We start from the raw sequence: 24520 nt of genomic DNA on the forward strand, positions 1-24520 counted from the left end.
TTTTTTTATGCCTTACGCTGCGTCTCTCGCCAGATGCGCCAGGCCATGCCCGCCAGCAGAACGACACCCGCAATCAGCACGCCCCAGACCAGTAGCGTGTTCATCCTGCTCTCCCGCTCGGCCGCGGACGTGGCGGTTAAACGCCCCTCGCCGCCTAATGCGACATTATCCTGAATGTCAGCCTGCGGCAGATTTGCCAGATCATAGGTTTTGCGCAGGTCGGCAGGGATCAGCATGTCGGGCTCCACGCTGGCAGGCTTTGCTGCTCCGTTGCCCCAGGCGAGCACGTACGGCGCTTTCCCCTGCGCGTTAAACACGAGGTCATAGCGGTCGCGATGCCCCGTCACGACCGGCAGGTTTTCCGGCAGACGCGCATTCAGAGTCGTGATTTTCACCGCCTGGACCAGCCCGCCGTTGAGCGAAACCGGTGCCGATGTTTTCCCCTCCAGACGGTAAAGGACCTCTTTCTTCAGGGGGTGCCATCTGTCTTTTTCCGTACTCCGCCAGGCGATTTCCACGGGAAGGACACCGTCACCATTCAGGGTGATACTGACCGCGCTCAGGGGCTGCGGATGTGTCCAGTGCCATTGCGCTTCGCTTGCCGATAACGGTTCCGCCTCGCCCTCCAGACTCATTTCTTCAGACATGGCCTGCGCAGGTGCGCTAATTGCGTTTACGCCGGTCAGTGTCAGGCCCGGGTGTTCCGAATTCAGCACCACCAGCAGATAGCGGTTCGCATCGGGAGACAGCACCATGTCGGTATCGATCCGATCGAGCTTAAGACGATCCTGACCGCTGACGACATCCAGCAAGGGCATATCCTCACGCAGGCTAAACCAACGCTTAAGATCCTCGCTGTAATAGACCGACGCGGTTCCCTGCCACGGTGTCCGGGGAGCATTCCAGAGCAGCTGAAGCTGGGACAGGACAATCTCACCTGCGTTCTGCTCCGGCAGCGTCAGGAGGTAATGTTGCCCTGAGGCGGCCGTGTTTTGCCCTTCCAGCACAATCTCCACGCCGTTGCGGGAACGGAGCAGGACCTTATCGCTATCCCCGGCGTCTCGCGAAGGCGCAAGCGGCGACGCGTCCAGAGGGAAGAGGCGCAGCGCCGTGGATTGCGGGGTCGCCTGCGGACGCGTGGCGGTGACCAGGCTAAAAGGCACCGGCTCGCCCGACTGATTAAAGACGCGAACATCATGCAGTTCTGGTGACGTGCTCTGTTCATAAACGGCGAGCGGGAGCATGACCCGATACCACTGGGAAGGGACAGATGTATCGAGTGAACGACCAAAGGCATAGTCCCGCGGCGATTCCGTTTGTCCCTCGTCGCAAAGCGCCGGGCCGCAAAGCGCCAGCAGCGCGGTAAACACTACCGCATTCATCCATTTCATTTTTCATCTCCTGTTTTGGGCGGCAGCGGTGAGAAATACCCCACAATCAGCACCAGTATCGCCACGCCGATAAACGCCACCGCGCGCGACAGACCGCCTCCGCCCGCGCTGTCTACCAGCATCAGTTTAACCATCACCACACCGAGCAGCACGGCGCCGCAGAGCCACTCCTGCCGGGAAGCCCGACGGGTGGCATGGATCATGACCACCAGCGCGCTCAGCATCCAGAACAGGGCAAAGCTGGTCTGGATAAGCCGCGAATCCCACAGCGATGCCATATTCCAGGCCACGTCGCCGTACCAGGCCAGGGCGCGCATCAGCGCACCGTTAAGCCACCAGAAGCCAAACGCCATCAGCGCGACGGCAGGCCACGGGCGCGCTTGCGCAAGCAATGCCGGGTAGTAGCGCTCCACCGCCCGATAAAAGATCACCAGCCCCAGCAGTGCGAACGCGGCACCTTCCTCCAGCGGATTCACCAGCGGCAGCCAGGTCTGACGATAGACCACACCGTCCTGGAAATTGGTCACGACCAGCAATACCAGCAGCGTCACGACCACAGGGATCGGTGCCAGGCAGGCATAAAGCGCAGGCCACTCCCGGAAGGGCCAAACGCGACGCCGTACCGCCGCCCGGAGCGCCATAATCAAACCGCCCCCCGCGGCCATCGCCAGTCCACTGCCCCAGGCCGCCATCCCCCACGGCAGCGACCGGGCAAACCAGTAAAGCTCCGCCGCCAGCGCCAGTAAAATCATCCAGAACAGCGACAGATGCAGCCCCATCGCGATACGCGGGAGGAGCCTTTTACCGTCGCGCCACAGCAGCATCAGCGCGGCAGGAAGCGCAACGCACCACGCCAGATTTGACCAGCCGGCGGCAAAGACCTGCTGATGCCAGAGCTGATAACCCACCATCAGCAGCATCAGCGGCCACAGCAGCCATTTGCTGGCATCCAGCTCTCGCCACGCCAGACGCGCGGCGGCCTGCCGCCAGCCCCAGACCGACACGGCCGAGAGCGCCAGCACGCCTGCCAGAACAGATAATTCCTGCTTCAGCATTAGCTGCGCCGCCCCCAGCTGCGCCACTATCCAGAACAACAGCCCGCCTGCCAGCAGCGCCCAGCTGACCGGCAGCAAGAGAGTCCGCCACAGCCAGGCTGCAGCCAGCCAGCAGAGGCTGAGGATGGTGAAGATCAGCAACAGGCTCAGAGACGTCACACCATTCGTTTGCGCCCACAGCGCGCTGCCAAGCGCCAGCACCAGCAGCGCCGTCCCGCTATAGCTCATGCGCCGCTGCTGCTGTTGTACGCCCAGCCAGAGGATGCCCAGCCCCTCCAGCGCCCAGGCCATTGCCGTCCAGCGCGCCGACAGCGCCAGCGGAATGGCGAGCGTGGCAAACCCGCCGCCGATTGCCAGCGCCGCCATAACCAGCGGCCGTCCGAGAGAGGGATAGCGCCGCAGGGCGAGGAACGCAAGGGTAAGATAAAAGGCGCCATATCCGAGGGCACTCAGTGCCGGGCCGTAGGTCCAGTGCTGCGTCATGCCATACTGCATGCCAAAACCAACCAGCGGTGGGGCAAACAGCAGGACACCGTCAATAATCTGCTTGCCTTTCTCCTGCGCCCGCAGCGACAGCGCCACGCTCAGCACGCCGAATATCAACGTGTTAGCAATCAGGAACAGCTGGCAGACCCAATAGTCTTCTGGCCTGTAGTCGTTCAGCCCCCACAGGCCGCCCACGCCAAACGTAAACAGCAGCCCGAGGAGATTGAGCTCGCGCCAGTGCTGCCAGATGCTAATCGCGAGAATGCCGATAGAAAGCAGGAGATAGAAAGAGAACAGCGCCACAAAGCTACCGCCCCCGGTAGACAAGAGCAGCGGCGCAAGATAGCCACCGAGGCTTGCCAGCATGGCCAGGCTCAGCGCCTTCTGCAGCACCGCCAGCCCGACGCTCGCCGCGCAAATCACCACCAGCAATGCAAAGGCCAGCGTCATCGGCAACATTTGCCAGAGCCGGAAAGCGCCAAAGACGGTCAGATAGAGAATGCCTGTCGCGCCCCCCTGCAGGATCAGCGCATAGACGCGCTGTCTGTGCCGCAGCCGCCACCCGAGGGCCAGCAGGACGATAGCAAACAGCGCCGTCGCGGCCAGGCGGAGCTCAAGCGGGAACAGGGAGTGCTCGACGGTATAGCGCAGCAGGAATGAAAGCCCAAGAAAGAGCAACAGGATCCCCAGTTTCGCCAGCGGATTACCCTGCATGAACCAGCGCACCAGCGACGACAGCATACCGCCAAAGGCAGAAGGCTGTTTGGTCGCTGGCGCTGGGGGTGCAACGGGTACTGCCGCAACGGCGGGACTCTCCGGGCGCCAGGGGTCGACAGACGCGGGCGCGTCATCGACCACCGGTTCGGTCATGTCCGCCGGCGCAACGGCCTGTTCAGGCTCCGGTGCGTTCTCCGCCACGCCGCGCTGTTCAAGGGCCTCAATGCGCTGGCGAAGTCGGGCGATCTCCTGTTGTGCCGCCGAGCTTCGATTAAAGCCAATAACCGCAAGCACGGGCGCAACCACCAGCGCAAAAACCAGAAATAAACAGCCAAGGATGTAAAGCTCGTCCATGTTTCCACCTTCACCGTAAACGATCTGTTAAGATTGACACAACTCGTTGCATTTGCGCCATCTTAAAAGGTGAAAACCGTTCCGTCCGCGCTTAACTGCCGAACCAGACCGCCGCGGAGATCGCCGGAAGCGAAAGCACGCCGTCCTGCAACGTCGCTTTACCCTCTTTGCTCTTCCACGTTTTATCTGCCAGCAGCGGTGAATATTCCAGCACCACTTCGCAGGCCTCGCCCCGGTTAATCGCCACCAGCACGCGCTGCTGCTGATAAATCCGGACAAAGACCACCACGTTGTCGTGAGCATACACCACCTGGCAGCCGCCGTAGCGCAGGGCGAGACTCTGCTTGCGCAGCTTCGCCAGCCGCTGATACAGGCTGAACAGTACCTTGTCCTGCTGCTCTGGTGCCCACGGGAACGTTTTGCGGCAGAACGGATCGTTGTTACCGTTCAGCCCCACTTCGTCGCCATAGTAGATGCACGGTACGCCCGGCCAGGTAAAGAGCCAGGTGACCGCCAGCGGCAGACGCGCGACATCCTTGCCGAGCAGGGATTTAAAGCGCGCGGTATCGTGGCTATCGAGCTGGTTAAACATCCGCAGCTGCTGCTGATGGGACAGACCGGCGCGATAGTTCTCCATCCACGCCATGCAGGTTTCCGCATCGATATGATTCGGATCGTAGGAGATGTCAGTGTTGGCGAGGAATCCCCACAGCGGGAAGGTAAAGCCGCGATAGTTCATCGCCGCATCTTCCGCATCGGCCTGCAGCCACTGGCGCGCGTCACCAAAGTGTTCGCCAAAGACGAACGCCTCAGGCTGGGCCGCTTTTGCCGAGCGCGTGATCCCGGCGACGTGCTGAAGGTTATTCCGCGCCCCGCCCGCTTCCCCCAGCATATGCACCACGTCCAGACGCCAGCCGTCCATATTCCACGGCGCCTTCAGCCAGTGACGGACGATACTGTTTTCACCGCCGTAAACTTCATTGATAAGAGAAGGCGACTGAAAATCCAGCTTCGGCAGGCTCGGGTAGCCCAGCCAGTCCAGTGCACGGCCCTCCTCGTTAAAGCTGTACCAGTCGCGTTGCGGCGAATCCGGGTTATGACATGCCCCGCCCATCGACTGATTATGACGGTCAAACCAGGCGTGAGAATCGCCGCTGTGGTTGAACACCCCGTCGAGAATAAGGCGCATGCCTTCATTTTGCGTATTCTGACGCAGGCGCAGCAGCGCCTCATCACCGCCAAACTGCGGGTCAACGTGGCGATAATCTTCGGTATCGTATTTATGTACGCTCGGGGCTTTAAACACCGGGTTGAGATACAGCGCCGTTACGCCCAGTTTTTTCAGATACGGCAGCTTCTCGCTGATGCCGTCCAGATCGCCGCCGTAAAAGGTCGAGCCGCCAGCCTGCGCGGTTAATGGTTCATCCCACGCTTTCAGAATGATGTCATGGCCCGCCGCATGGTGGTAATAGACCTTATCCTGTTCGGCAGTCCGCTTCTGGCTGCGGGCAAAACGGTCCGGGAAGATCTGGTAAAAGATCTGATCGTTAACCCACTGCGGGCCGTTATCCGGGTAATCAACGGCAAACTGTTCCAGCCGTGCGGGCGGGAAACGGCTAAATCCCTGCGGGGTAAACCACAGCTGGCGGTTATTCCACAGCAGTTTGAAGCTGTAGCGACGGCGCGGCTGGCCGCTGCTCAGGTCGATATTCGCCCGCCACGCCGTGATCCCCGGCTGCGGCTGGCTGCGCTGTTTATGCATTTTCAGCGTGGTTTCTTCATTATCCACTTCGGCGCGGAGCGTCACGCGTTCAGGCTGGTTTTCCCCGGCCAGCCAGAGCGTAATCACAAGGTTGTCTTTGTTTTGCTTAACAAATGGCGCAACCGGAAGGTGCCAGGCATTTAACATCACGAATCCCCTTTGATGAAATTGACGTCACCTTGCCACAGGGTGGTTAAGGATAGCTCACCATGACGTGATTTATTGGGGGAGGAGGACGGGGGAGGAGTTTTTTTCGGGGGTAAAAGGGAGTGTAGGCCGGGTAAGCGCAGCGCCACCCGGCATTTTTACCTTACTGCGCTTCCGCCAGCTGGCGGTCGCGGCGGCACTTAAACATCCAGCCCACCAGCAGCAGCACGATCCACGCACAGCCGACGTAGAGAGAAATACGGGTATCCGGGTGGTAGCCAATCAGGCCAATGATAAACACCAGGAAGATCAGCCCGACGACGGTCGTTGCGACACCACCCGGGACTTTGAACTTCAGCGCTTTCGCCTCGTCCGGCGAGAGACGACGGCGGAACGCAATCTGCGACAGCAGGATCATGATCCACACCCAGACGGTTGCGAAGGTCGCGAGAGACGCAATCACCAGGAAGACGTTCTCCGGCATGATGTAGTTCAGGTAAACCGAGAACAGCAGCGCAACGGTCATGACCACGACCGTTACCCACGGCGTGCCGCGACGTGAGGTTTTAGCGAACACCTTCGGCGCACTGCCCTGCTCCGCCATGCCGTGGAGCATACGGCCCACGCCAAAAACGTCACTGTTGATCGCGGAAAGTGAGGCGGTCAGCACCACAAAGTTCAGAATACTGGCCGCAAACGCAATGCCCATATGCTGGAAGGTCAGCACAAACGGGCTACCGTTAGTGCCCACCTGGTTCCACGGGTAGATGGACATAATGACGAACAGCGTCCCCACATAGAACACCAGAATACGCATCGGCACGGAGTTGATGGCGCGTGGAATGGATTTCTCCGGGTTTTTTGCTTCCCCGGCGGTGATACCGATAATCTCGATACCGCCGTAAGCGAACATCACCATCTGCAGCGACATCACCATGCCGAGCCAGCCGTTGCTGAAGAAGCCACCGTTGCTCCAGAGGTTATGGATACCGGTTGGCTGACCGCCGTTGCCAATCCCCCAGATGATGATGCCGAAACCGGCCACAATCATGATGATGATGGTGGCGACCTTGAAGAAGGAGAACCAGAACTCCAGTTCGCCAAACACCTTCACGCTCATCAGGTTAACGGCACAGATGATCAGCACCACGCTCAGGACCCAAATCCAGTGCGGCACCGCCGGGAACCAGACGCCCATATAGATGCCAAACGCCGTTACGTCGGCGATCGCCACAATCAGGATTTCGAAACAGTAGGTCCAGCCGGTGATGAACCCGGCCAGCGGGCCGAGGTTTTCCTGCGCATAGCGCGAGAATGAGCTGGCGGACGGATTGTGAACAGACATTTCACCGAGGGCGCGCATGATGATATACGCCGCCACGCCGCCGATGATATAGGCCAGCAGAACGCTGGGACCGGCCATTTTGATGGCATCTGCCGAGCCATAAAAAAGACCGGTACCGATAGCAGAGCCCAGCGCCATAAAGCGAATGTGGCGCGTGCTCAGCCCACGTTTGAGTTTGTTAGTGCTTTCCATTTAAATCTTGCCATTCAACACGAAAAAACAAAAAACCACGGGGCCTTAAGCCCCGTGGTTAAACAGTTTGTTGCCGTTGATTAATGGGCGTTTGATGTCACCTGACGCCCTGCAGCACGGTCCCAGATAATCGCCAGCACCAGTGCAACAACGGTAGGCATCAGCCAGGCCAGGCCCTGCTCGGACAGCGGCAGACGCTGTGTCCAGGCTGGCAGTATTTGCGCAAACGCTGATGCTTTAATCCCGTCAAGGATACCAAAAATCAGGCTGATAAACATGGCTGGCGCAATAATTCGTGAGGAGTTATTCCACCACGGGCGAGTAAAGCTCAGCACCACCAGCACGATACACGGCGGGTAAATCGCTGTCAGCACCGGAATCGAGACCTGAATCAGGTGGCTCAGACCGAGGTTAGACACCGCCATGGAGAAGATACCGAGGATAAACACCAGGGTGCGGTAAGAGAGCGGCAGATACTGCGCGAAGAACTCTGCACAGGCGCAGGTCAGGCCAACCGCGGTCACCAGACACGCCAGGAAGATCAGCGCCGCCAGCAGCATACTGCCCGCGCCACCAAAGGTGTGCTGGACGTAAGCGTGCAGGATAGCCGCACCGTTCGCGTTCTGATCCACCAGCATGGCGCTGTCGGAGCCCAGACGGAACAGCGCCAGATACAGCAGCGTCAGACCCACGCCGGCCATCAGGCCAGCCCAGATGGTATAGCGGGTCAGCAGGCGCGCTTCGGTCACACCGCGGGAACGTGCGGCGTTAACGATAACGATACCAAACACCATCGCCCCCAGCGTATCCATCGTCAGATAGCCGTTCACAAAGCCGTTAGAGAACGCGGCGTTTTTGTAGGCGTCCATCGCGTCGCTGATCGGGCCTGCAGGCCAGACAACAGCCGCTACCGCCAGGACAATCAGCGCCACAATTTTCAGCGGTGCAAGGAAGTTACCCACGGTATCCAGCAGCTTGCCCGGATAGAGGGAAACCAGAATCACAATCGCGAAGTAAATCAGGCTGTAAATAAACAGCGGCATCGCGCCGTCACCGGTCAGGGGAGCAATCCCCACTTCGAAGGAAACGGTCGCCGTACGCGGGGTCGCAAACAGTGGACCAACAGCCAGGTAGCAGACGGTTGCCAGCAGAACGCCCGCCACTTTGCCAATCGGGGTGCTGAGGCTATCCACACCGCCGCCGACTTTCGCCAGCGCGATGACGGTCAGCACCGGCAGACCCACGGCAGTAATCAGGAAACCAAACGCGGCCGTCCAGACGTGTTCACCCGCCTGTAAGCCAACCATGGGAGGAAAAATGATGTTGCCTGCGCCAACGAACAGCGCAAATGTCATAAAGCCCAGCGCGATGATGTCACGCGATTTTAAGTGATGGGTCATAAAACCTTACTGCCTGTGGATGTGGTGTTGAAAACATTGAGATTTTCGTTTTCCCTGGTGGGACGATACAGCCGAAAAATTGCTCAATTTCAGCGGGAAATGCTCCCGTCCTGGCGTGGAGAAGAATAGTTTTTCGATTTACCACGCAAATACAGTCGGTCTGACAGTATCTGGGGCGCAATTTAAACGCTTATAACGTTTAAAGGCAAGGAGGGATCGCAAAACCAGAACAATATGCCAGCATGAAAATACGGACCAGAATAATTCGCTAATTTCATGAAAAAGCCATGGCTAATCATGCGAACAAAAAAGCATCAACCGTATAAAATTCATCCGCGTTTCGCCTGGCTGCAAAGCAAACGGGCCAGCAGAGGCTGACCCATGGAAAGGTAAAATGACACACAGGCTGTCAGGCGATCTTTTTGGCAATTAATCGTTCCGGGATCACGAAGCTGAAGCGGGTTCCTTTACCCAGCGTGCTCTCGATATCGAGACGGCTTTCGTGGTGATTCACCGCATGTTTAACAATCGCCAGCCCCAGGCCGCTTCCTCCGGTCTGCCGCGAACGCGCTTTATCCACGCGGTAGAAGCGCTCGGTGAGACGCGGAATATGCTCCGGCGCGATACCCGGCCCGTTGTCCTCCACGCTAAATTCGGCTCCCGTCGGGGTATGGTGCCAGCGCACCACGATGTCCGTCCCTTCCGGCGTATGATTCACCGCGTTATACACCAGGTTAGAAATGGCACTACGCAGTTCATCTTCACTGCCCAGCACCTTTAGCGTGTTGTCGACCTCAAAGGTCAGGTGATGCCTGTTGTGGCTTAAGGTTTGCGCTTCACCCTCCACGACCCGCAGCATCATTGGCACATCGATGGTGTCATTCAGCGCAAGCGTTGGCGCGGCTTCAATCTTCGAGAGCGTCAGCAACTGCTTCACCAGGCCTTCCATCCGGTGCGTTTGCTCGCGCATGGTGTGCAGCGCTTTCTCGCGCGGCGCACCTTCAAGCGTTTGCTCCTGCATCATCTCCAGGTAGCCCTGAAGCACGGTCAGCGGAGTCCGCAGTTCATGGCTGACGTTTGCAAAGAAGTTGCGACGCGCCCCCTCCAGCTGGTGCATCTGGGTGACATCGCGCGCCACCATCAGCCACTGCTTATCGCTGTAGGGCATCACGCGGATTTCCAGATGGCGACCGTTATTGAGCTTCAGATTGTGCGGTCGGGTAAAATCACGCTTTTTCAGGTACAGCGTGAACTCGGGATAGCGCAGAAGGTTGAGGATATTCTGGCCATTATCATCCGGCCAGCGCAGGCCCAGCAGCTGTTGTGCCAGACCATTACACCAGAAGATGGTCCCTTCTTCAGTGGTCAGGATGACCGCATCCGGCAGCGATTCCGCACCGCTGCGAAAACGCTTAATCAGGCTTCCCAGCTCGCGGCGGCGCTTTTTATTACGCATCTGCATCTGATGCAGACCGTACAGCAGCGGCTCCCAGCTGCCGCTTCCCGGCGGCGGCGTCATACTGCGGTCAACCCACAGCCACCAGGAGAGGCGCAGCAGGTTCCAGAAATGCCAGATCAGCAGCCCGGTGACCGACGCCAGCAGAAACCACGGCAGGTGTCCAAGAAAGGCCCCCAGAATGAAGGCCGGAATACAGCATAAGATCAGTTCAAAGACGAGCCTTTTCCATGACAGACGTTCCAGCACGCGTCACACTCCTGTCATTGTTCAGAAACGGGTAGAAAAACGATAACCCGTGCCGCGGACCGTCTGCACCATGCGATCGTGGCCGCTCAGTTCCAGCGCTTTTCGCAGGCGGCGGATATGTACGTCAACCGTCCGGTCTTCGACATACACGTTAGTTCCCCAGACGTTATTCAGCAACTGCTCGCGGCTGTAAACGCGTTCCGGGTGAGTCATAAAGAAGTGCAGGAGTTTAAATTCGGTAGGCCCCATGTCGAGGGGATTTTCACCGGTCATTACGCGGTGTGAGGTGGGGTCAAGGCTCAGTCCCTGCATCTCGATCACCTCTTCCACCGCCATCGGTGAAATGCGGCGCATCACGGCTTTAATGCGGGCCACCAGCTCTTTCGGTGAAAACGGTTTGGTAATGTAGTCGTCCGCGCCGGTCTCCAGACCGCGCACGCGATCCTCTTCTTCACCGCGCGCCGTCAGCATCACCACCGGGATGTCGCGGGTCAGCGCTTCACGCTTCAGGTGCTTGATAAACTGCAGTCCGGAACCGCCGGGCAGCATCCAGTCCAGCAGAATCAGATCGGGCCAGGGTTCATTCAGCTGGTTCACTGCGCTGTCATAATCTTCCGCTTCAACCGGCTGGAAGCCATTTTGCTCGAGCACGAAGCACACCATTTCACGAATTGGAGCTTCATCTTCTACGACCAGAATACGTCTCGCCATACTTTGCCCTGTCTTATCTTATGTACGTTACAAGTTTGTAATTCGGCGCCATTATGCGTCAGATTTATGACAGATTTATGAAAAACAGTACCACGACAATAGCCAAACTGTTGTTTTATTACAGCGGTTATTTTCCCTTCCCTGAAGGTTTATAATCCTGCTTTCTCTTTTTCGCCACGGATCAGCTATGCGCATACTTCACACCTCGGACTGGCATCTGGGTCAAAATTTTTACAGCAAAAGCCGTGCGGCCGAACATGACGCGTTCCTGAACTGGCTGCTGGAAGTGGCCCAGGCGCATGAGGTGGACGCGATTATTGTGGCGGGTGACATCTTTGATACCGGCTCTCCTCCCAGCTATGCGCGAGAACTGTATAACCGCTTCGTGGTGAATTTACAGCAAACCGGCTGTCATCTGGTGATTGTCGCCGGTAACCATGATTCCGTCGCGACGCTCAACGAATCCCGCGACATCCTGGCCTTTCTTAATACCACCGTCGTCGCCAGCGCCGGGCACGCGCCGCAGCTCCTGAAAAAACGGGACGGTACACCAGGGGCGGTACTGTGCCCTATCCCGTTTTTACGTCCCCGCGATATCGTGCAAAGCCAGGCAGGGCTGTCAGGCGCACAAAAACAGCAACATCTTTTACAGGCCATCACCGAGTATTATCACCAGCAGTACGCCGAAGCCTGCGCCCTGCGCGGCGAACAGCCGATTCCGGTGATTGCGACCGGGCATCTCACCACCGTCGGGGCCAGTAAAAGTGACGCCGTTCGTGACATCTATATCGGCACGCTGGACGCCTTTCCGGCGCAAAACTTCCCGCCAGCGGACTACATCGCGCTTGGGCATATCCACCGCGCGCAGGTTATCGGCGGCTGCGAACACATTCGCTACTGCGGCTCCCCCCTTTCACTCAGCTTCGATGAAACGGGTAAAGCCAAATCCGTGCATCTGGTGAGCTTCTGCGACGGAAAACTCAGCGCCGTCGAGACGCTGGACGTTCCGGTCACTCAGCCACTGGCGGTGCTGAAAGGCGATCTCGACGCCATTACCGCCCAGCTGGAGCAGTGGCGCGATGTCGAGCAGGATCCCCCCATCTGGCTGGACATCGAAATCACCACCGATGACTACCTGCATGATATGCAGCGAAAAATCCAGGCGCTGACTGAAGATCTGCCGGTTGAAGTCTTACTGGTGCGCCGCAGCCGCGAGCAGCGCGAGAAAATTCTGCTCAGCGCCCGGCGTGAAACCCTCAGCGAGCTGAAGGTAGAAGAGGTGTTCGAACGCAGGCTTTTGCAGGAGGAGATAGACGACGCGAAGCGCGCAAGGCTCAGCGAGTTGTTCTCCCATACCCTGCATGCGCTCAATGATGAGGATGAAAACGCATGAAAATTCTGAGCCTGCGCCTGAAAAACCTCAACTCCCTCAAGGGCGAGTGGAAAATTGACTTTACCGCTGAGCCCTTTGCCAGCAACGGACTGTTTGCCATTACCGGTGCGACCGGGGCAGGCAAAACCACCCTGCTCGACGCCATCTGCCTGGCGCTTTATCACGAAACCCCACGTCTGAGTAAGGTTTCTCAGGCGCAAAATGACCTGATGACGCGCGACACCGCCGAGTGTCTGGCTGAGGTTGAGTTTGAGGTAAAAGGGACGGCCTATCGCGCTTTCTGGAGCCAGAACCGGGCGCGCAATCAGCCTGACGGCAACCTGCAGGCGCCGCGTGTGGAGCTGGCGCGCTGCGAAGATGGCAAAATCCTGGCCGACAAAGTGACGGATAAGCTGGAGCAAACTGCCGCCCTCACCGGGCTGGATTATGGCCGTTTTACCCGCTCAATGCTGCTCTCTCAGGGACAATTTGCCGCCTTCCTCAATGCCAAACCGGGCGATCGGGCTGAACTGCTGGAAGAGCTGACCGGCACCGAGATCTACGGCCAGATCTCCGCCATGGTCTTTGAGAAACATAAATCCGCCCGCAGTAGGCTTGAAAAGTATGAGGCGCAGGCGGCGGGCGTCGTGCTGCTGAGCGAAGAGCAACAGCAGCAGTTACAGCAAAGTTTGCAGGCACTTACTGACGAAGAGAAAACCCTGCTGGTACAGCAGCAAAGCCAGCAGAAAGATTTTCAGTGGCTTACGCGCCATGATGAACTGGTGCGCGAGCAGCAGCGTGTCACCGCGATGCAGCAGCAGGCGCAACAGGCGCTGACGAACGCTGCGCCTGAACTGGCCAAACTCCAGCTTGCTCAGCCAGCCGCTCAGCTCCGCCCGCTTTGGGAACATCTGCAGGAGCAAACCGTGCGTCTGACGCAAACCCGGCAGCGAATTATCGAAGTAAATACTCGCTTACAATCCAGAACTGCGCTGCGTGCGCGGATCCGCAATACCGCCCTGCGTAACCACGCGCAGCTTCAGACCGAACTGACCGCACTGGCGCAGTGGCTGGCGGAGCACGAACGCTATCGCCTGTTGGGCCAGGAAATTGCCGGCTGGCGCGCGCAATTCAGCCAGCTGACCCGCGATAAAACGCACATCGCCACCCTTGCCGCACGAATGGCTGAGCTACGCCAGAAGCTGGCAGAGATGCCGGAAAACACGCTGACGCTGACCGCCGATGAGATGAGCGCCGCCATGGAGCAACAGTCCCGGACGCGCCCACTGCGCCAGCGGCTAACGTCGCTTCATGCGCGCTATCAGCCACTGCAAAAACGTCTGCTTCAGAATGCGCAAATCCTGCAAAAAGCCCAGGCGGAACAGGCGAAGCTCACTGAAACGCTGACGCTGCGCCGCCAGCAGTACAAAGAGAAAAACCAGCACTATCTCGATTTGAAAGCCCTGTGCGAAACCGAAGCGACAATTAAGAAGCTGGAGCATTACCGTTCTCAACTTGAGGCAGGCAAACCCTGTCCGCTGTGCGGCTCCAGCGAGCATCCTGCCGTGGAGACATACCGCTCGCTTGAACTGACGGATAATCAACGTCGCCGTGATGCCCTGGAAAAAGAGGTCGCCTCGCTTAAAGAGGAAGGCCTGCTGGTGCTGGGACAGGTCAATGCCCTCACTCAGCAGATCCAGCGTGAGACAGACGACGCGCAGACGCTGTCTCAGGAAGAGCAAGCGCTCGCTAAAGAGTGGCAGGAAACCTGCGCGTCCCTGAATGTCGCGTTAACGATTCAGGACGATATCGCGCCATGGATGAACGAGCAGGAACACTACGAGCGCCAGCTTTATCAGCTCAGTCAGCGCCTGACCCTGCAAAACCAACTGCATGAACAGGAGGCACAGGAGCGGCAGTATCAGCAGCAGCTGGCCGCCGCGCGACAGGCGCTGGAGCACACCCTGTTCTCATTATCACTTAACGTCCCGGAAGAGGGAGATGAAGCCGCCTGGCTGCAGGCCCGTGAGGCTGAATTTGCCCAGTGGCAGGAGAAGCAAACGCAGCAGGGTGTGCTTCAGGAACGAATGAACGCTCTGCAGCCGCTGCTCGACGCGCTGCCGGTAAGCCCGGGTGAAGACACTGAAGCGACTATTCCGGATGACTGGCGCGCCATCCACGACGAGTGCGTGTCGCTGCAAAGCCAGCTTAGTGCACAGCAGCAGCAGGAAGCGCTGGAGCAAGCGCGCCTGCAGCAGTCGCAGACGCAATTCACCTCGGCGCTCTCTGCAAGCTGTTTTGCCGACCAGGATGCGTTTCTTGCTGCGCTGCTGGACGAAGCCACGCTTCGTCACCTCGAACAGCTGAAACAGACGCTGCAAAACCAGATCCAGCAGGCCGCGGCGCTGTGCGGACAAGCTAACCAGCAGCTGCAGTCTCATCTGGCGCTGCGGCCGGAAGGGCTCGACGCCGACGCGCCGACGCTTCAAACCCATCTGCAGCAGCTGGCGCAACAGCTTCGGGAGAACGCCACCCATCAGGGCGAGATCCGCCAACAGCTTAAGCAGGACAGCGACAACCGGCAGCATCAGCTGGCATTGATGCAGCAAATTGAAGAGGCTGCGCGTCTGGCAGACGACTGGGGATATCTCAACGCGCTTATCGGCTCCAGCACCGGCGACAAATTCCGTAAATTTGCGCAGGGGCTGACGCTGGATAATCTGGTCTGGCTCGCCAACCAGCAGCTTAACCGCCTGCACGGGCGCTACCTGCTGCAGCGCAAGGCCAGCGACGCGCTGGAGCTGGAAGTGGTCGACACCTGGCAGGCGGATGCGGTGCGCGATACCCGTACCCTCTCCGGCGGCGAGAGCTTCCTGGTCAGTCTGGCGCTGGCGCTGGCGCTTTCCGATCTGGTGAGTCATAAAACGCGGATCGATTCGCTGTTCCTGGATGAAGGGTTTGGCACGCTCGACAGCGAAACGCTGGATACCGCGCTGGATGCGCTTGATGCGCTGAACGCCACCGGGAAAACCATCGGCGTGATCAGCCACGTTGAGGCGATGAAAGAGCGTATTCCGGTGCAGATCAAGGTGAAGAAGATTAACGGGCTGGGGTATAGCAGGCTGGATAAGGTGTTTGCGGTGGAATAAATGGTGGGATGGTGCGGTCTGGTGCCCTCACCCTGGCCCTCTCCCACAGGGAGAGGGTACAAACATTAAAAACGGCAACTTGCGTTGCCGTTTTGCGTTCATTCCGGCCACAGCCACGCCGCGCCGCGCACGCCGCTGGAGTCACCGTGGACAGCTTTGCGGATAGGGGTTTCACACTCGCCACCAAAGACCCACTGCTTCACCAGCGTCGGTACCGTGGCATACAGCCGGTCGACGTTGCTCATGCCGCCGCCCAGCACAATCACGTCCGGATCGAGAATATTCACCACATGCGCCAGAGATTTCGCCAGACGCATTTCGTAGCGGCTCAGGGCCAGCTCCGCCACCGGATCCTGCTCCTCGACCAGACGCATGATCTCGTTGCCCTTGAGCGGCTGACCACTCAGACGATGGTAATCGGTCGCAAAACCGGTGCCGGAGATAAACGTCTCAATACAGCCCTGTTTTCCGCAGTAGCACGGGACTTCAGTGCGGTATTTGAGCTCGTCTTCATCCATCCACGGTAACGGGTTATGCCCCCATTCGCCCGCGGTGCCGTTACCGCCGATATGGGCGCGACCGCCAAAGGCCACGCCCGCGCCGCAGCCGGTACCAATAATGACGGCAAACACGGTCTGGGCGCCGGCTGCCGCGCCGTCGATGGCCTCAGAGACCGCCAGACAGTTAGCGTCGTTAGCCAGACGCACTTCACGGTTGAGGCGCGCGCTTAAATCTTTATCAAATGGCTGGCCGTTGAGCCAGGTCGAGTTGGCGTTTTTTACCACCCCGGTATACGGTGAGATCGACCCTGGGATCCCCATCCCGACGCTGCCGGTTTGCCCTGTCGCCTGCTCTGCCATCCCGACCAGCGTGGCAATCGTCTCGATAGTCTGGTGATAATCATCGCGCGGCGTCGGCAAACGGTGGCGGAACAGCTGCTCGCCCTGCTCGCTCAGCGCGATGACTTCGGTTTTGGTGCCGCCCAAATCAATCCCAATACGCACAAGACTCTCCTCATTATTTTGATTATCAACAGAGTAGAAGCACGCTTCCCGATTAGCAATGCAAGCGATGCGACAATTCGTTATCATGCCCGCTGATTTAACGACAAGGCCGTGGAAATTATCATGCTGTGGTTCAAAAATTTGATGGTTTACCGTCTCAGCCGCGACGTTTCGCTGCGTGCAGAAGAGATGGAAAAACAGTTAGCCGCTTATACCTTTTCCCCTTGCGGTAGCCAGGATATGGCAAAAACCGGCTGGGTTCCGCCAATGGGTTCACAGAGCGATGCATTGACCCACGCCAGCAGCACGGGTCAAATCATCGTCTGCGCCCGTAAAGAAGAGAAAATTCTGCCCACGCCGGTGGTGAAGCAGGCGCTCGAAGCGAAAATTTTCAAGCTGGAAGCCGAGCAGGGCCGCAAGCTGAAAAAAACCGAAAAAGATTCGCTGAAAGACGAAGTTCTGCACTCACTGCTGCCGCGCGCCTTCAGCCGCTTCAGCCAGACCATGATGTGGATCGATACCGTTAACGGGCTGATCATGGTGGACTGCGCCAGCGCGAAAAAAGCGGAAGATACGCTGGCCCTGCTGCGTAAAAGTATCGGCTCTTTACCGGTCGTTCCGCTAGCGCTGGAGACGCCAATTGAGCTAACGTTGACCGAATGGGTACGCAGCGGTGCGGCGGCGCAGGGATTCCAGATCCTTGATGAAGCCGAGCTGAAAGCTCTACTGGAAGATGGCGGCGTGATCCGTGCGAAAAAGCAGGATCTGGTGAGCGACGAGATCGCCGTACATATCGAAGCGGGAAAAGTGGTGACAAAACTGGCGCTCGACTGGCAGCAGCGTATTCAGTTTGTGATGTGCGACGATGGATCCATCAAGCGTCTGAAGTTCTGCGATGAGTTGCGCGATCAGAACGAAGATATCGACAGGGAAGATTACGCCCAGCGCTTTGACGCGGACTTCATCCTGATGACCGGCGAGCTGGCCGCGTTGATTCAGAATCTGGTGGAAGGCCTCGGCGGCGAAGCGCAGAGATAATTCCTCCTCACCCTAACCCTCTCCCCATGGGGGAGAGGGGATAAAATCATTTCAGGTAGCGGCACAAATAAGAGGTCGGTTCAGCGACCTGCAGATGGAACTCACTGTGACCAGGCACGTTGAAAACCTGTCCGGCAGCGTAAACTTTCCATTCCGTTTCACCCGGCAGTAAGACGTTCAGCGCCCCGCTGACCACCGTCATCTCTTCCGCTTCCGCCGTGCCGAAGGTGTACTCCCCTTCCGCCATCACGCCAACACTGGCGCGGCCAGTACTGCTGCTGGTAAAACCAATGGATTTCACTTTACCGGAAAAGTATTCGTTACTCTGAAGCATGAACTGGCCCTTATATTTTTAGATAAAAATTCACTATAGGGGCCATGCTCATCACCTGTCACGCAAAATCATTACATCAAAAGCTCCGAGGCCAGGCGAGCCATCAGAACGTTGGATAACAGCACGGGCACATCCAGCGCTTTTTGCAGTAAATCACGGTGGTGCTGGTGGAAACCCAGGCAATCCAGGATCAAGACATCGGCCCCTCTCTCGAGCAGCTCCTTCCCGGCGGCAATGAGTTTGGCCTCACTGTCCCAGAACGGATTGGCCAGTGCATATAAGGGCACTTTTTCAAGTACGTGCCATTTTGCTTCCTGATTGTCCATAAGCTCCTCGATGGGGACAATCACCCCCACCTGATGACCATCAACAATCGAGGCCACCAGCGGCGGAATAATCCGCATCGGCTCCAGCAAAATCGCATTGCGCGCCGTGAGTCCCTTAATGGGTGCGGTACTCATCAGCAAAATCACGTCATAACCCTGATTATCGAGCACTTCTATCACGCCCTGTAGCGATCGCTCGATCTTCTGGCGGGAAACATGCGCCAGGTTACCGTCACTTAATAACGTCGCCAGGGGATCCTCCCCCGCCTCTACAGCGTAGTCTTCCATGACCTCTTCCCGACTCATCTTGCCCAGCAGGCTGAGATGCGTTATCTGTTGTTCAGATACATGCTCGGTTAAGAGCGGTAACACTTCGCTTACAGGGACCACACCAATGGTGAGGATCGCCAACGTTGCCTTCATCTTTATCGCCTTCCATTACTCCAACATCGTGCACACAGGTACAGGCTCACTACGCTGTACAGTTCGTTTTTTCAACAAAACAGCACCAAGCGTAGCAGGTGATCCCGACATCGAAATGTAAAGATCGCCTGCCGATACCGGAGTTACTTGTAATAACTAAATATTAACTCCTGCTTAACTTTCCCGATGAGTAAAAAGTGTGATTCAGGCACGATTCTGGAGCGTTTAGGAAAACGTTCAGGTTATGTCGGGATCTTCGTAGCGCCGTTTCGCATCCAGCGCTTCCTGTTCAGTTTCGTGTTCACTGATCAGCGAGTCCGGTTTGGGGTGATCGGCACGCAGTTGATACCAGGTCACGGTATGACCCGTCTGGCCTTTTTCAACGGTAACAATGCGCGCTTCACGCGGATAGGGAGGTCTGGTTGGCATAGCTCATCCTTCTATTATGTCTGAGCTATAAGTATAGACGCCGCTTAGCTGGCACACGCCAATCGCAGGGCGGTAATAATCTGAATCACAACGTCTTCGGGCGCCGCTGACGCATCCACGATGTGATGAGCCGCTTCGCGGTACAGGGCATCGCGTTCGGCCAGCACTTCACTCACCTCTTCGTTGAGCGGTCTGGCGGTCAGCGCCGGGCGTTGCCCCTCTTCCGGAAACGCCTCCAGACGCCCGACCAGAGCCGAAACCGGCGCGCTGAGATAGATAACAATCCCCTTTTCGCGCATAAAGCGACGATTACACTCTGCCAGAACAATGCCTCCGCCGGTCGCAATCACCGCTGATGGCGTGGTGACTGCTTTCAGCGCGGCCGTTTCGCGTGCGCGAAAACTCTCCCACCCTTCCTGCTCTACAATGTCGGCGATGGTTTTACCGGCCTCGGTTTGCAGCCAGTGGTCGGTATCCACAAACTGGCGATGACATACGCGTGCCAGCTCCAGACCAACGGTGGTTTTCCCACAGCCGCGGGGGCCAACTAAAAAGATGGGTTGGGTCATAACCAGGTGTTCCCCTTGATGCCGGATGGCTGAAGAGTGTAAAGAAATAATTGCAGAAGATGTTGCGATTACTTTACTGCAAAGCGGTACGGGATGACAACCCTGTGGAGGCCACACTGTACCACAAATTGACAATAATTATCATTACGCGGTGCGGCGCTTCACTTCCAGCAGCCATTTATCCAGCTCGGCAGCGAACTGTTGGCGATCGCGCTGGGACAGGCTGTCCGGTCCGCCGGTCTGGACGCCGCTGGCCCGCAGTGTATCCATAAAATCGCGCATCGTGAGCTTTTCCCGAATGGTCGATGGCGAGTAACGTTCGCCGCGCGGATTGAGCGCCGCCGCCCCTTTCTCCAGCACTTCAGCGGCGAGTGGGATATCCGCCGTGATCACCAGATCGTCCGCGCTGCACAGACGCACAATTTCGTTGTCCGCCACGTCAAACCCCGCAGGAACCCGCAACGAGCGGATGAACCGCGATGGCGGTACGCGAATATTCTGGTTCGCCACCAGCGTCAGCGGCATCTGAACGCGCTCGGCAGCGCGAAACAAAATCTCTTTAATCACATTCGGACACGCGTCCGCATCAACCCAAATCGCCATATTGTCTCCCCATAATGACTCTGCCGACTATTGTCGCCTGCATTTCGTTGTTAAGCTATCAATCAGAGAAAACAACGCATAATGACGGAGGATCGTGATGGACAAGAAAATCGGGTTTATCGGCTGCGGTAACATGGGCAAAGCCATTCTGGGCGGCCTGATCGCCAGCGGGCAGGTGCTGCCGGGTCAGATTTGGGTCTATACCCCGTCACCGGACAAGGTCGCCGCGCTGCGCGATCAATACGGGATCAACGCCGCCGAAAGCGCGCAGGAAGTGGCCCAGGTCGCCGATATCGTCTTTGGTGCCGTTAAGCCGAACATTATGATCAAAGTGCTGAGCGACATCACCTCCAGCCTGAATAAAGAGACGCTGGTGGTGTCGATTGCCGCTGGCATCACGCTCGATCAGCTGGCGCGCGCGCTGGGCCACGACCGCAAAATCGTCCGCGCGATGCCCAATACCCCTTCACTGGTGAACGCCGGCATGACCTCCGTCACGCCAAACGCCCTGGTGACCTCAGAGGAAGTGGCCGATGTGCTGAACATCTTCCGCTGCTTCGGTGAGGCGGAAGTGATTGCCGAACCGATGATCCACCCGGTGGTCGGCGTGAGTGGTTCTGCCCCGGCGTATGTCTTTATGTTTTTAGAAGCGATGGCCGACGCCGCGGTGCTTGGCGGTATGCCGCGCGCGCAGGCGTATAAGTTCGCCGCCCAGGCCGTCATGGGCTCCGCCAAAATGGTGCTGGAGACCGGCAAACACCCTGGTGAACTGAAAGATATGGTCTGCTCTCCGGGCGGTACCACCATCGAAGCGGTGCGGGTGCTGGAAGAGCGCGGGTTCCGCTCGGCGGTCATTGAAGCGATGGCAAAATGCATGGAAAAATCAGAGAAGCTGAGTAAATCCTGATGACCTCCGCCGGGCGTCAGGCAGCCACTTCGGTGCGGCTGCGCCCGGCATTTTTCGCCCTGTACAACGCGACGTCAGCCGCCTTCAGCCATTCCCGATAATGTCCAAACTGCGGCCCCCAGGGGGCAACGCCTACGCTTATGCGCAGCGCTTCTTTTGGCGCGCACGGTAACGACAGTTTTTCCAGCCGCTCGTGTACCCGGGACATGACGGCGATGGCGCTTTCCGCCGCGGTCTGCGACATAATCACCGCAAATTCATCCCCGCCAAAGCGGCCGATAGCATCCCCTGCCCGCACCGACATCTGCAGCTGGCGCGTAATGGCAATGATCGCCTCGTCGCCCACATCGTGCCCCCAGGTGTCGTTGATATTTTTGAAATGATCGATATCGATCAGCAGTATCGTGGCGGTGCAGTGGTTGCGACGGCACTGCTCAAATTCATTTCGCAGCAGCATTTCCCAGTGCCGGCGATTAAAGACCCCGGTCATGCCGTCGCGAGTACTCATCATTTCCAGCCGCCGTTTATGCTCTGCAAGCCTGACGGCGGTGCGGTGGCTAAGCCAGGCAAACAGCATGGGATAAAGCACAAGCACGGGAAGCGTTAACCCCCACTCCACCGGATCGGGAGTGAAGAAAACTATCCGTCCGGCCAGCGGCAGCGTCACCAGCGCGGAGAGCAGTGTCAGGAAGATCCCCGGAACAAACAGACGACAGCCGCCAGAGCCCATCATATTCATCCCCACCATCATCACCAGCGCGGCGGTGGGCAACGCATTCATCCCCATCAGACCAATCCAGACCCCGGCGATAATGGCATCGATCTTCAGATTGAAGATTTCCTGCTGATGCGGTGAAGCGGCACGGCAGGAAAGCTGCCAGGCGAAATGGGGCCAGACGAAGGACCACCCCACCAGTAACAGCCACCAGCCACCGGGTAAGAAATGGGTGACCAGCATTCCGGCAATGGGAAAAAACATGACTGCCAGCCCGACAGCGCGCGCCAGCCGAACCCGCCGGGCAAACTGAATGCCGGCTCGGTGAGGGTCATCCTGAGAAAGGGTTAAATTCCACTCTTCCCGAATGCGCTTTTTGTTGTAATACGTTTCATCATTCATCATTTTTGGGAATATTCTGAAACATTTTCCCAAATTATAGAGAGGGGGTCTGCGGGGAAAGTATGAAATTTCGGGTGAGCCGCCGGAGCCACTCACCCGTTAGAACTACACTTTTTTCTTCAGACAGGCACTCATAAACTTGCTGCGGTCGTCCCCTTTCAGGGACTGCTCGGTTGCCTTCGCATTACACTCGCGCATTTTTTGCTGCTGCGGCGTCAGGCTTTTTTCATCAGGCTTCGAAGCACCGTTTTTGAGGCAGTCGCTCATATAGGTCTTACGGGCATCCCCCTTCAGACTTTGTGACGTCGCCTGTTGATTACAGGTGGTCATACGCTGTTGTTGCGGCGTTAACGTTTTCTCTTCCGCGTTCGCTGATGTGACCAGGAACAGACCAGAAAGCAGAGTGACCAGTAATGTTGTTTTCATTGCACCATCCTTTTGTGAACATTCCCTGTAAGTCTGGTTCGTGACAGGAAAAAAACCACCCGGCAGATGTGATTTCCACCGGGCTTTTATCATTTAAGACCCAGCGCCGCCTTCATGGTGTAGAACAGATCCGTCTGATCGGTCAGCCCGACCACGTTGGCCGCATGTGGGCCGTAGGCGGCAATGCGCAGCTGGGTGCCCGTGTGCTCCATGGACTCTTCTTCCGAGTTGCCATAGCTCAGCACCATGACGGCACCATCTTTGGTGTTCAGCGCCTGCGTCAGGCCCGGGGCTTTGGTATCCGCCGGAATGATCTGGCTGGCGTGCGCATGGTCCGCGGTGACGATCACCAGGGTGTTACCCTCTTTTTTCGCGAACGCGAGCGCCTTCTGCACCGCTTCGTCCAGATCGACCGTTTCGCCAATCTGGCCGCACGGATTGGCCGCGTGATCCTGCTTATCGATCGACGCGCCCTCTACCTGCAGGAAGAATCCTTTTTCGCTCTTGCTCAGCAGCGAGATCGCTTTATCGGTCATCTCCGCCAGCGTCGGTACGCTGTCAGTGCGTTTCGGGTTAGGCGTACAGGTCACGGCAGGCTTATCGATATTGCCGTGATAAGAGGCTTTGGGTCCTTCCCAGCGCACGGGCATGTTGCCGTCGGAGAAAAGCCCCAGCAGCGGTTTGTCCTGGTTCGCCTCGGTTATCGCCGCCAGAGAACGGGCATCGCTCACCAGCTGATAGCCGCGAGCCTGTGCCTGCTCGCGCAGCGTTTTGCCCTGCCACTCGCCCGCCGTCGCGGTCTCCGCGAAGGTTTTCGCGCCGCCGCCCAGGGTGACGTCAGGACGCGCATTCAGCAGCTGTTCCGTAATGGAACCCTTGCCGCCTTTTTCCAGCGCGTTCGTGGGGCATTTTTCGCTGGTCACTGACGGGCCATAGCATTTACGGGAGGTTACATGGGCCACCAGCGCCGCCGGGGTTGCGTCCTGAAGCTCAGCGGTGGAGACGTTGCCGGTTGCCAGCCCCGCCGCTTTTGCCATCTCCAGAATCGTTTGATGATCTTTTTCGTGAATATCGACACCCAGCGCGCCATTATAGGTTTTCACGCCCGTGGACCACGCCGTGGCCGAGGCCGCCGAATCGGTTACGTAATCCGGTTTACCGCTTTTTTTATCCAGCGAATAATGGGTATATTGTCCGGTCAAGGGTAATGCGTCGATACCTTTAAAAAAACCGCCCGCACCTTCAGCATAATTTCGCGCCGCCGTGATTTCGGAATCACCCATTCCATCGCCGATAAGCAGAATAATATTTTTCGCGGGTTTGTCATTAAGCGAAGCACGAATAGCGGCGGTTTGATCTTCCGACAATCGGCGCGCGCCGCCAGGCTGGGTGATATCCCCTTTTGCTGCACGATTATCCAGCACGCGGGTCTGGTGGGTGTCAGCATAAATGGCAGGGGTAAATAACAGGGGAAGTAATGCAATGAAAAGTGCGCTCTGTTTCAATTTATTTTCTCCATGTACAAATACATAAAAATAAAAACAGAGCGACTATAGGC

20 protein-coding genes are annotated in these 24520 nt (G+C 57.7%); 4 read left to right on the forward strand and 16 right to left on the reverse strand.

The genetic code is table 11. From position 1 onward, the window contains the following. Positions 1–5: 5 nt before the first annotated feature. The 7 genes from LDK53_RS03230 to phoB all read right to left on the reverse strand — a co-directional run bounded on the left by LDK53_RS03230 (position 6) and on the right by phoB (position 11265). Positions 6–1391: a DUF3999 family protein gene (locus tag LDK53_RS03230; protein WP_225284264.1), complete on the reverse strand. Its 1386-nt coding sequence runs from the start codon at positions 1389–1391 to the stop codon at positions 6–8. Beyond that, on the reverse strand, positions 1388–4003 hold the full coding sequence (locus LDK53_RS03235) for a DUF2339 domain-containing protein (RefSeq protein WP_225284274.1): 2616 nt from the start codon (positions 4001–4003) through the stop codon (positions 1388–1390). The genes LDK53_RS03230 and LDK53_RS03235 overlap by 4 nt, the downstream gene beginning before the upstream one ends. Before the next feature lie 91 nt (positions 4004–4094). Continuing rightward, positions 4095–5912, reverse strand: coding sequence for a maltodextrin glucosidase (malZ, locus tag LDK53_RS03240; RefSeq protein WP_225284276.1), 1818 nt, complete (start codon positions 5910–5912; stop codon positions 4095–4097). Between the two features lie 163 nt (positions 5913–6075). Beyond that, positions 6076–7449 carry a proline-specific permease ProY gene (proY, locus tag LDK53_RS03245; protein ID WP_045285210.1) on the reverse strand — a complete coding sequence of 458 codons (1374 nt, stop codon included), beginning with the start codon at positions 7447–7449 and terminating at the stop codon, positions 6076–6078. Between the two features lie 80 nt (positions 7450–7529). After that, a complete protein-coding gene (gene brnQ, locus LDK53_RS03250) occupies positions 7530–8849 on the reverse strand; it encodes a branched-chain amino acid transporter carrier protein BrnQ (RefSeq protein ID WP_025756208.1) in 1320 nt (439 codons plus the stop codon). A 409-nt stretch (positions 8850–9258) separates the two neighbouring features. Next, the gene (gene phoR, locus LDK53_RS03255; RefSeq protein ID WP_025756209.1) at positions 9259–10554 is read right to left on the reverse strand and encodes a phosphate regulon sensor histidine kinase PhoR; all 1296 of its coding nucleotides are present in this window, start codon (positions 10552–10554) and stop codon (positions 9259–9261) included. Positions 10555–10575: 21 nt separating this feature from the next. Further along, entirely contained in the window at positions 10576–11265 is a 690-nt protein-coding gene (gene phoB / locus LDK53_RS03260) for a phosphate response regulator transcription factor PhoB (RefSeq protein WP_008503265.1), read from the reverse strand. Positions 11266–11452: 187 nt separating this feature from the next. Between phoB and sbcD the strand changes: the two genes are divergently transcribed. Together sbcD and sbcC are read left to right on the forward strand one after the other, a co-directional pair. Beyond that, entirely contained in the window at positions 11453–12658 is a 1206-nt protein-coding gene (sbcD, locus tag LDK53_RS03265; RefSeq protein WP_225284277.1) for an exonuclease subunit SbcD, read from the forward strand. Then, positions 12655–15786, forward strand: coding sequence for an exonuclease subunit SbcC (sbcC, locus tag LDK53_RS03270; RefSeq protein ID WP_225284279.1), 3132 nt, complete (start codon positions 12655–12657; stop codon positions 15784–15786). The genes sbcD and sbcC overlap by 4 nt, the downstream gene beginning before the upstream one ends. Before the next feature lie 98 nt (positions 15787–15884). On the opposite strand, the gene mak is transcribed toward sbcC, so the two are convergent. After that, positions 15885–16790: a fructokinase gene (gene mak / locus LDK53_RS03275; RefSeq protein WP_032672414.1), complete on the reverse strand. Its 906-nt coding sequence runs from the start codon at positions 16788–16790 to the stop codon at positions 15885–15887. A gap of 123 nt (positions 16791–16913) precedes the next feature. On the opposite strand from mak, the gene rdgC reads away from it, so the two are divergent. Continuing rightward, positions 16914–17828: a recombination-associated protein RdgC gene (gene rdgC, locus LDK53_RS03280; RefSeq protein WP_025756213.1), complete on the forward strand. Its 915-nt coding sequence runs from the start codon at positions 16914–16916 to the stop codon at positions 17826–17828. Positions 17829–17874: 46 nt separating this feature from the next. On the opposite strand, the gene ppnP is transcribed toward rdgC, so the two are convergent. The 5 genes from ppnP to LDK53_RS03305 form a co-directional block, all read right to left on the reverse strand. Further along, positions 17875–18162: a pyrimidine/purine nucleoside phosphorylase gene (gene ppnP, locus LDK53_RS03285; RefSeq protein WP_008503270.1), complete on the reverse strand. Its 288-nt coding sequence runs from the start codon at positions 18160–18162 to the stop codon at positions 17875–17877. A 71-nt stretch (positions 18163–18233) separates the two neighbouring features. Continuing rightward, on the reverse strand, positions 18234–18911 hold the full coding sequence (locus LDK53_RS03290; RefSeq protein ID WP_225284281.1) for an AroM family protein: 678 nt from the start codon (positions 18909–18911) through the stop codon (positions 18234–18236). Between the two features lie 237 nt (positions 18912–19148). After that, positions 19149–19340, reverse strand: a complete 192-nt coding sequence (gene yaiA / locus LDK53_RS03295) for a protein YaiA (protein WP_008503272.1) — start codon at positions 19338–19340, stop codon at positions 19149–19151. Positions 19341–19384: 44 nt separating this feature from the next. Next, on the reverse strand, positions 19385–19909 hold the full coding sequence (aroL, locus tag LDK53_RS03300; protein ID WP_094918613.1) for a shikimate kinase AroL: 525 nt from the start codon (positions 19907–19909) through the stop codon (positions 19385–19387). A gap of 144 nt (positions 19910–20053) precedes the next feature. Continuing rightward, entirely contained in the window at positions 20054–20512 is a 459-nt protein-coding gene (locus tag LDK53_RS03305; RefSeq protein WP_045285205.1) for a YaiI/YqxD family protein, read from the reverse strand. A gap of 97 nt (positions 20513–20609) precedes the next feature. Between LDK53_RS03305 and proC the strand changes: the two genes are divergently transcribed. Next, complete coding sequence (gene proC / locus LDK53_RS03310) at positions 20610–21419, forward strand: pyrroline-5-carboxylate reductase (protein ID WP_025756217.1); 810 nt, start codon at positions 20610–20612, stop codon at positions 21417–21419. A 16-nt stretch (positions 21420–21435) separates the two neighbouring features. On the opposite strand, the gene adrA is transcribed toward proC, so the two are convergent. The 3 genes from adrA to phoA form a co-directional block, all read right to left on the reverse strand. Continuing rightward, positions 21436–22539, reverse strand: coding sequence for a diguanylate cyclase AdrA (adrA, locus tag LDK53_RS03315; protein ID WP_104556247.1), 1104 nt, complete (start codon positions 22537–22539; stop codon positions 21436–21438). A gap of 102 nt (positions 22540–22641) precedes the next feature. Then, positions 22642–22962 carry a phosphate starvation-inducible protein PsiF gene (psiF, locus tag LDK53_RS03320; RefSeq protein ID WP_025756219.1) on the reverse strand — a complete coding sequence of 107 codons (321 nt, stop codon included), beginning with the start codon at positions 22960–22962 and terminating at the stop codon, positions 22642–22644. A gap of 89 nt (positions 22963–23051) precedes the next feature. Next, positions 23052–24467: an alkaline phosphatase gene (phoA, locus tag LDK53_RS03325; RefSeq protein WP_225284292.1), complete on the reverse strand. Its 1416-nt coding sequence runs from the start codon at positions 24465–24467 to the stop codon at positions 23052–23054. Positions 24468–24520 lie beyond the last annotated feature (53 nt).

Source organism: Enterobacter sp. K16B (assembly GCF_020216105.1).
GTDB lineage: Bacteria > Pseudomonadota > Gammaproteobacteria > Enterobacterales > Enterobacteriaceae > Enterobacter > Enterobacter sichuanensis.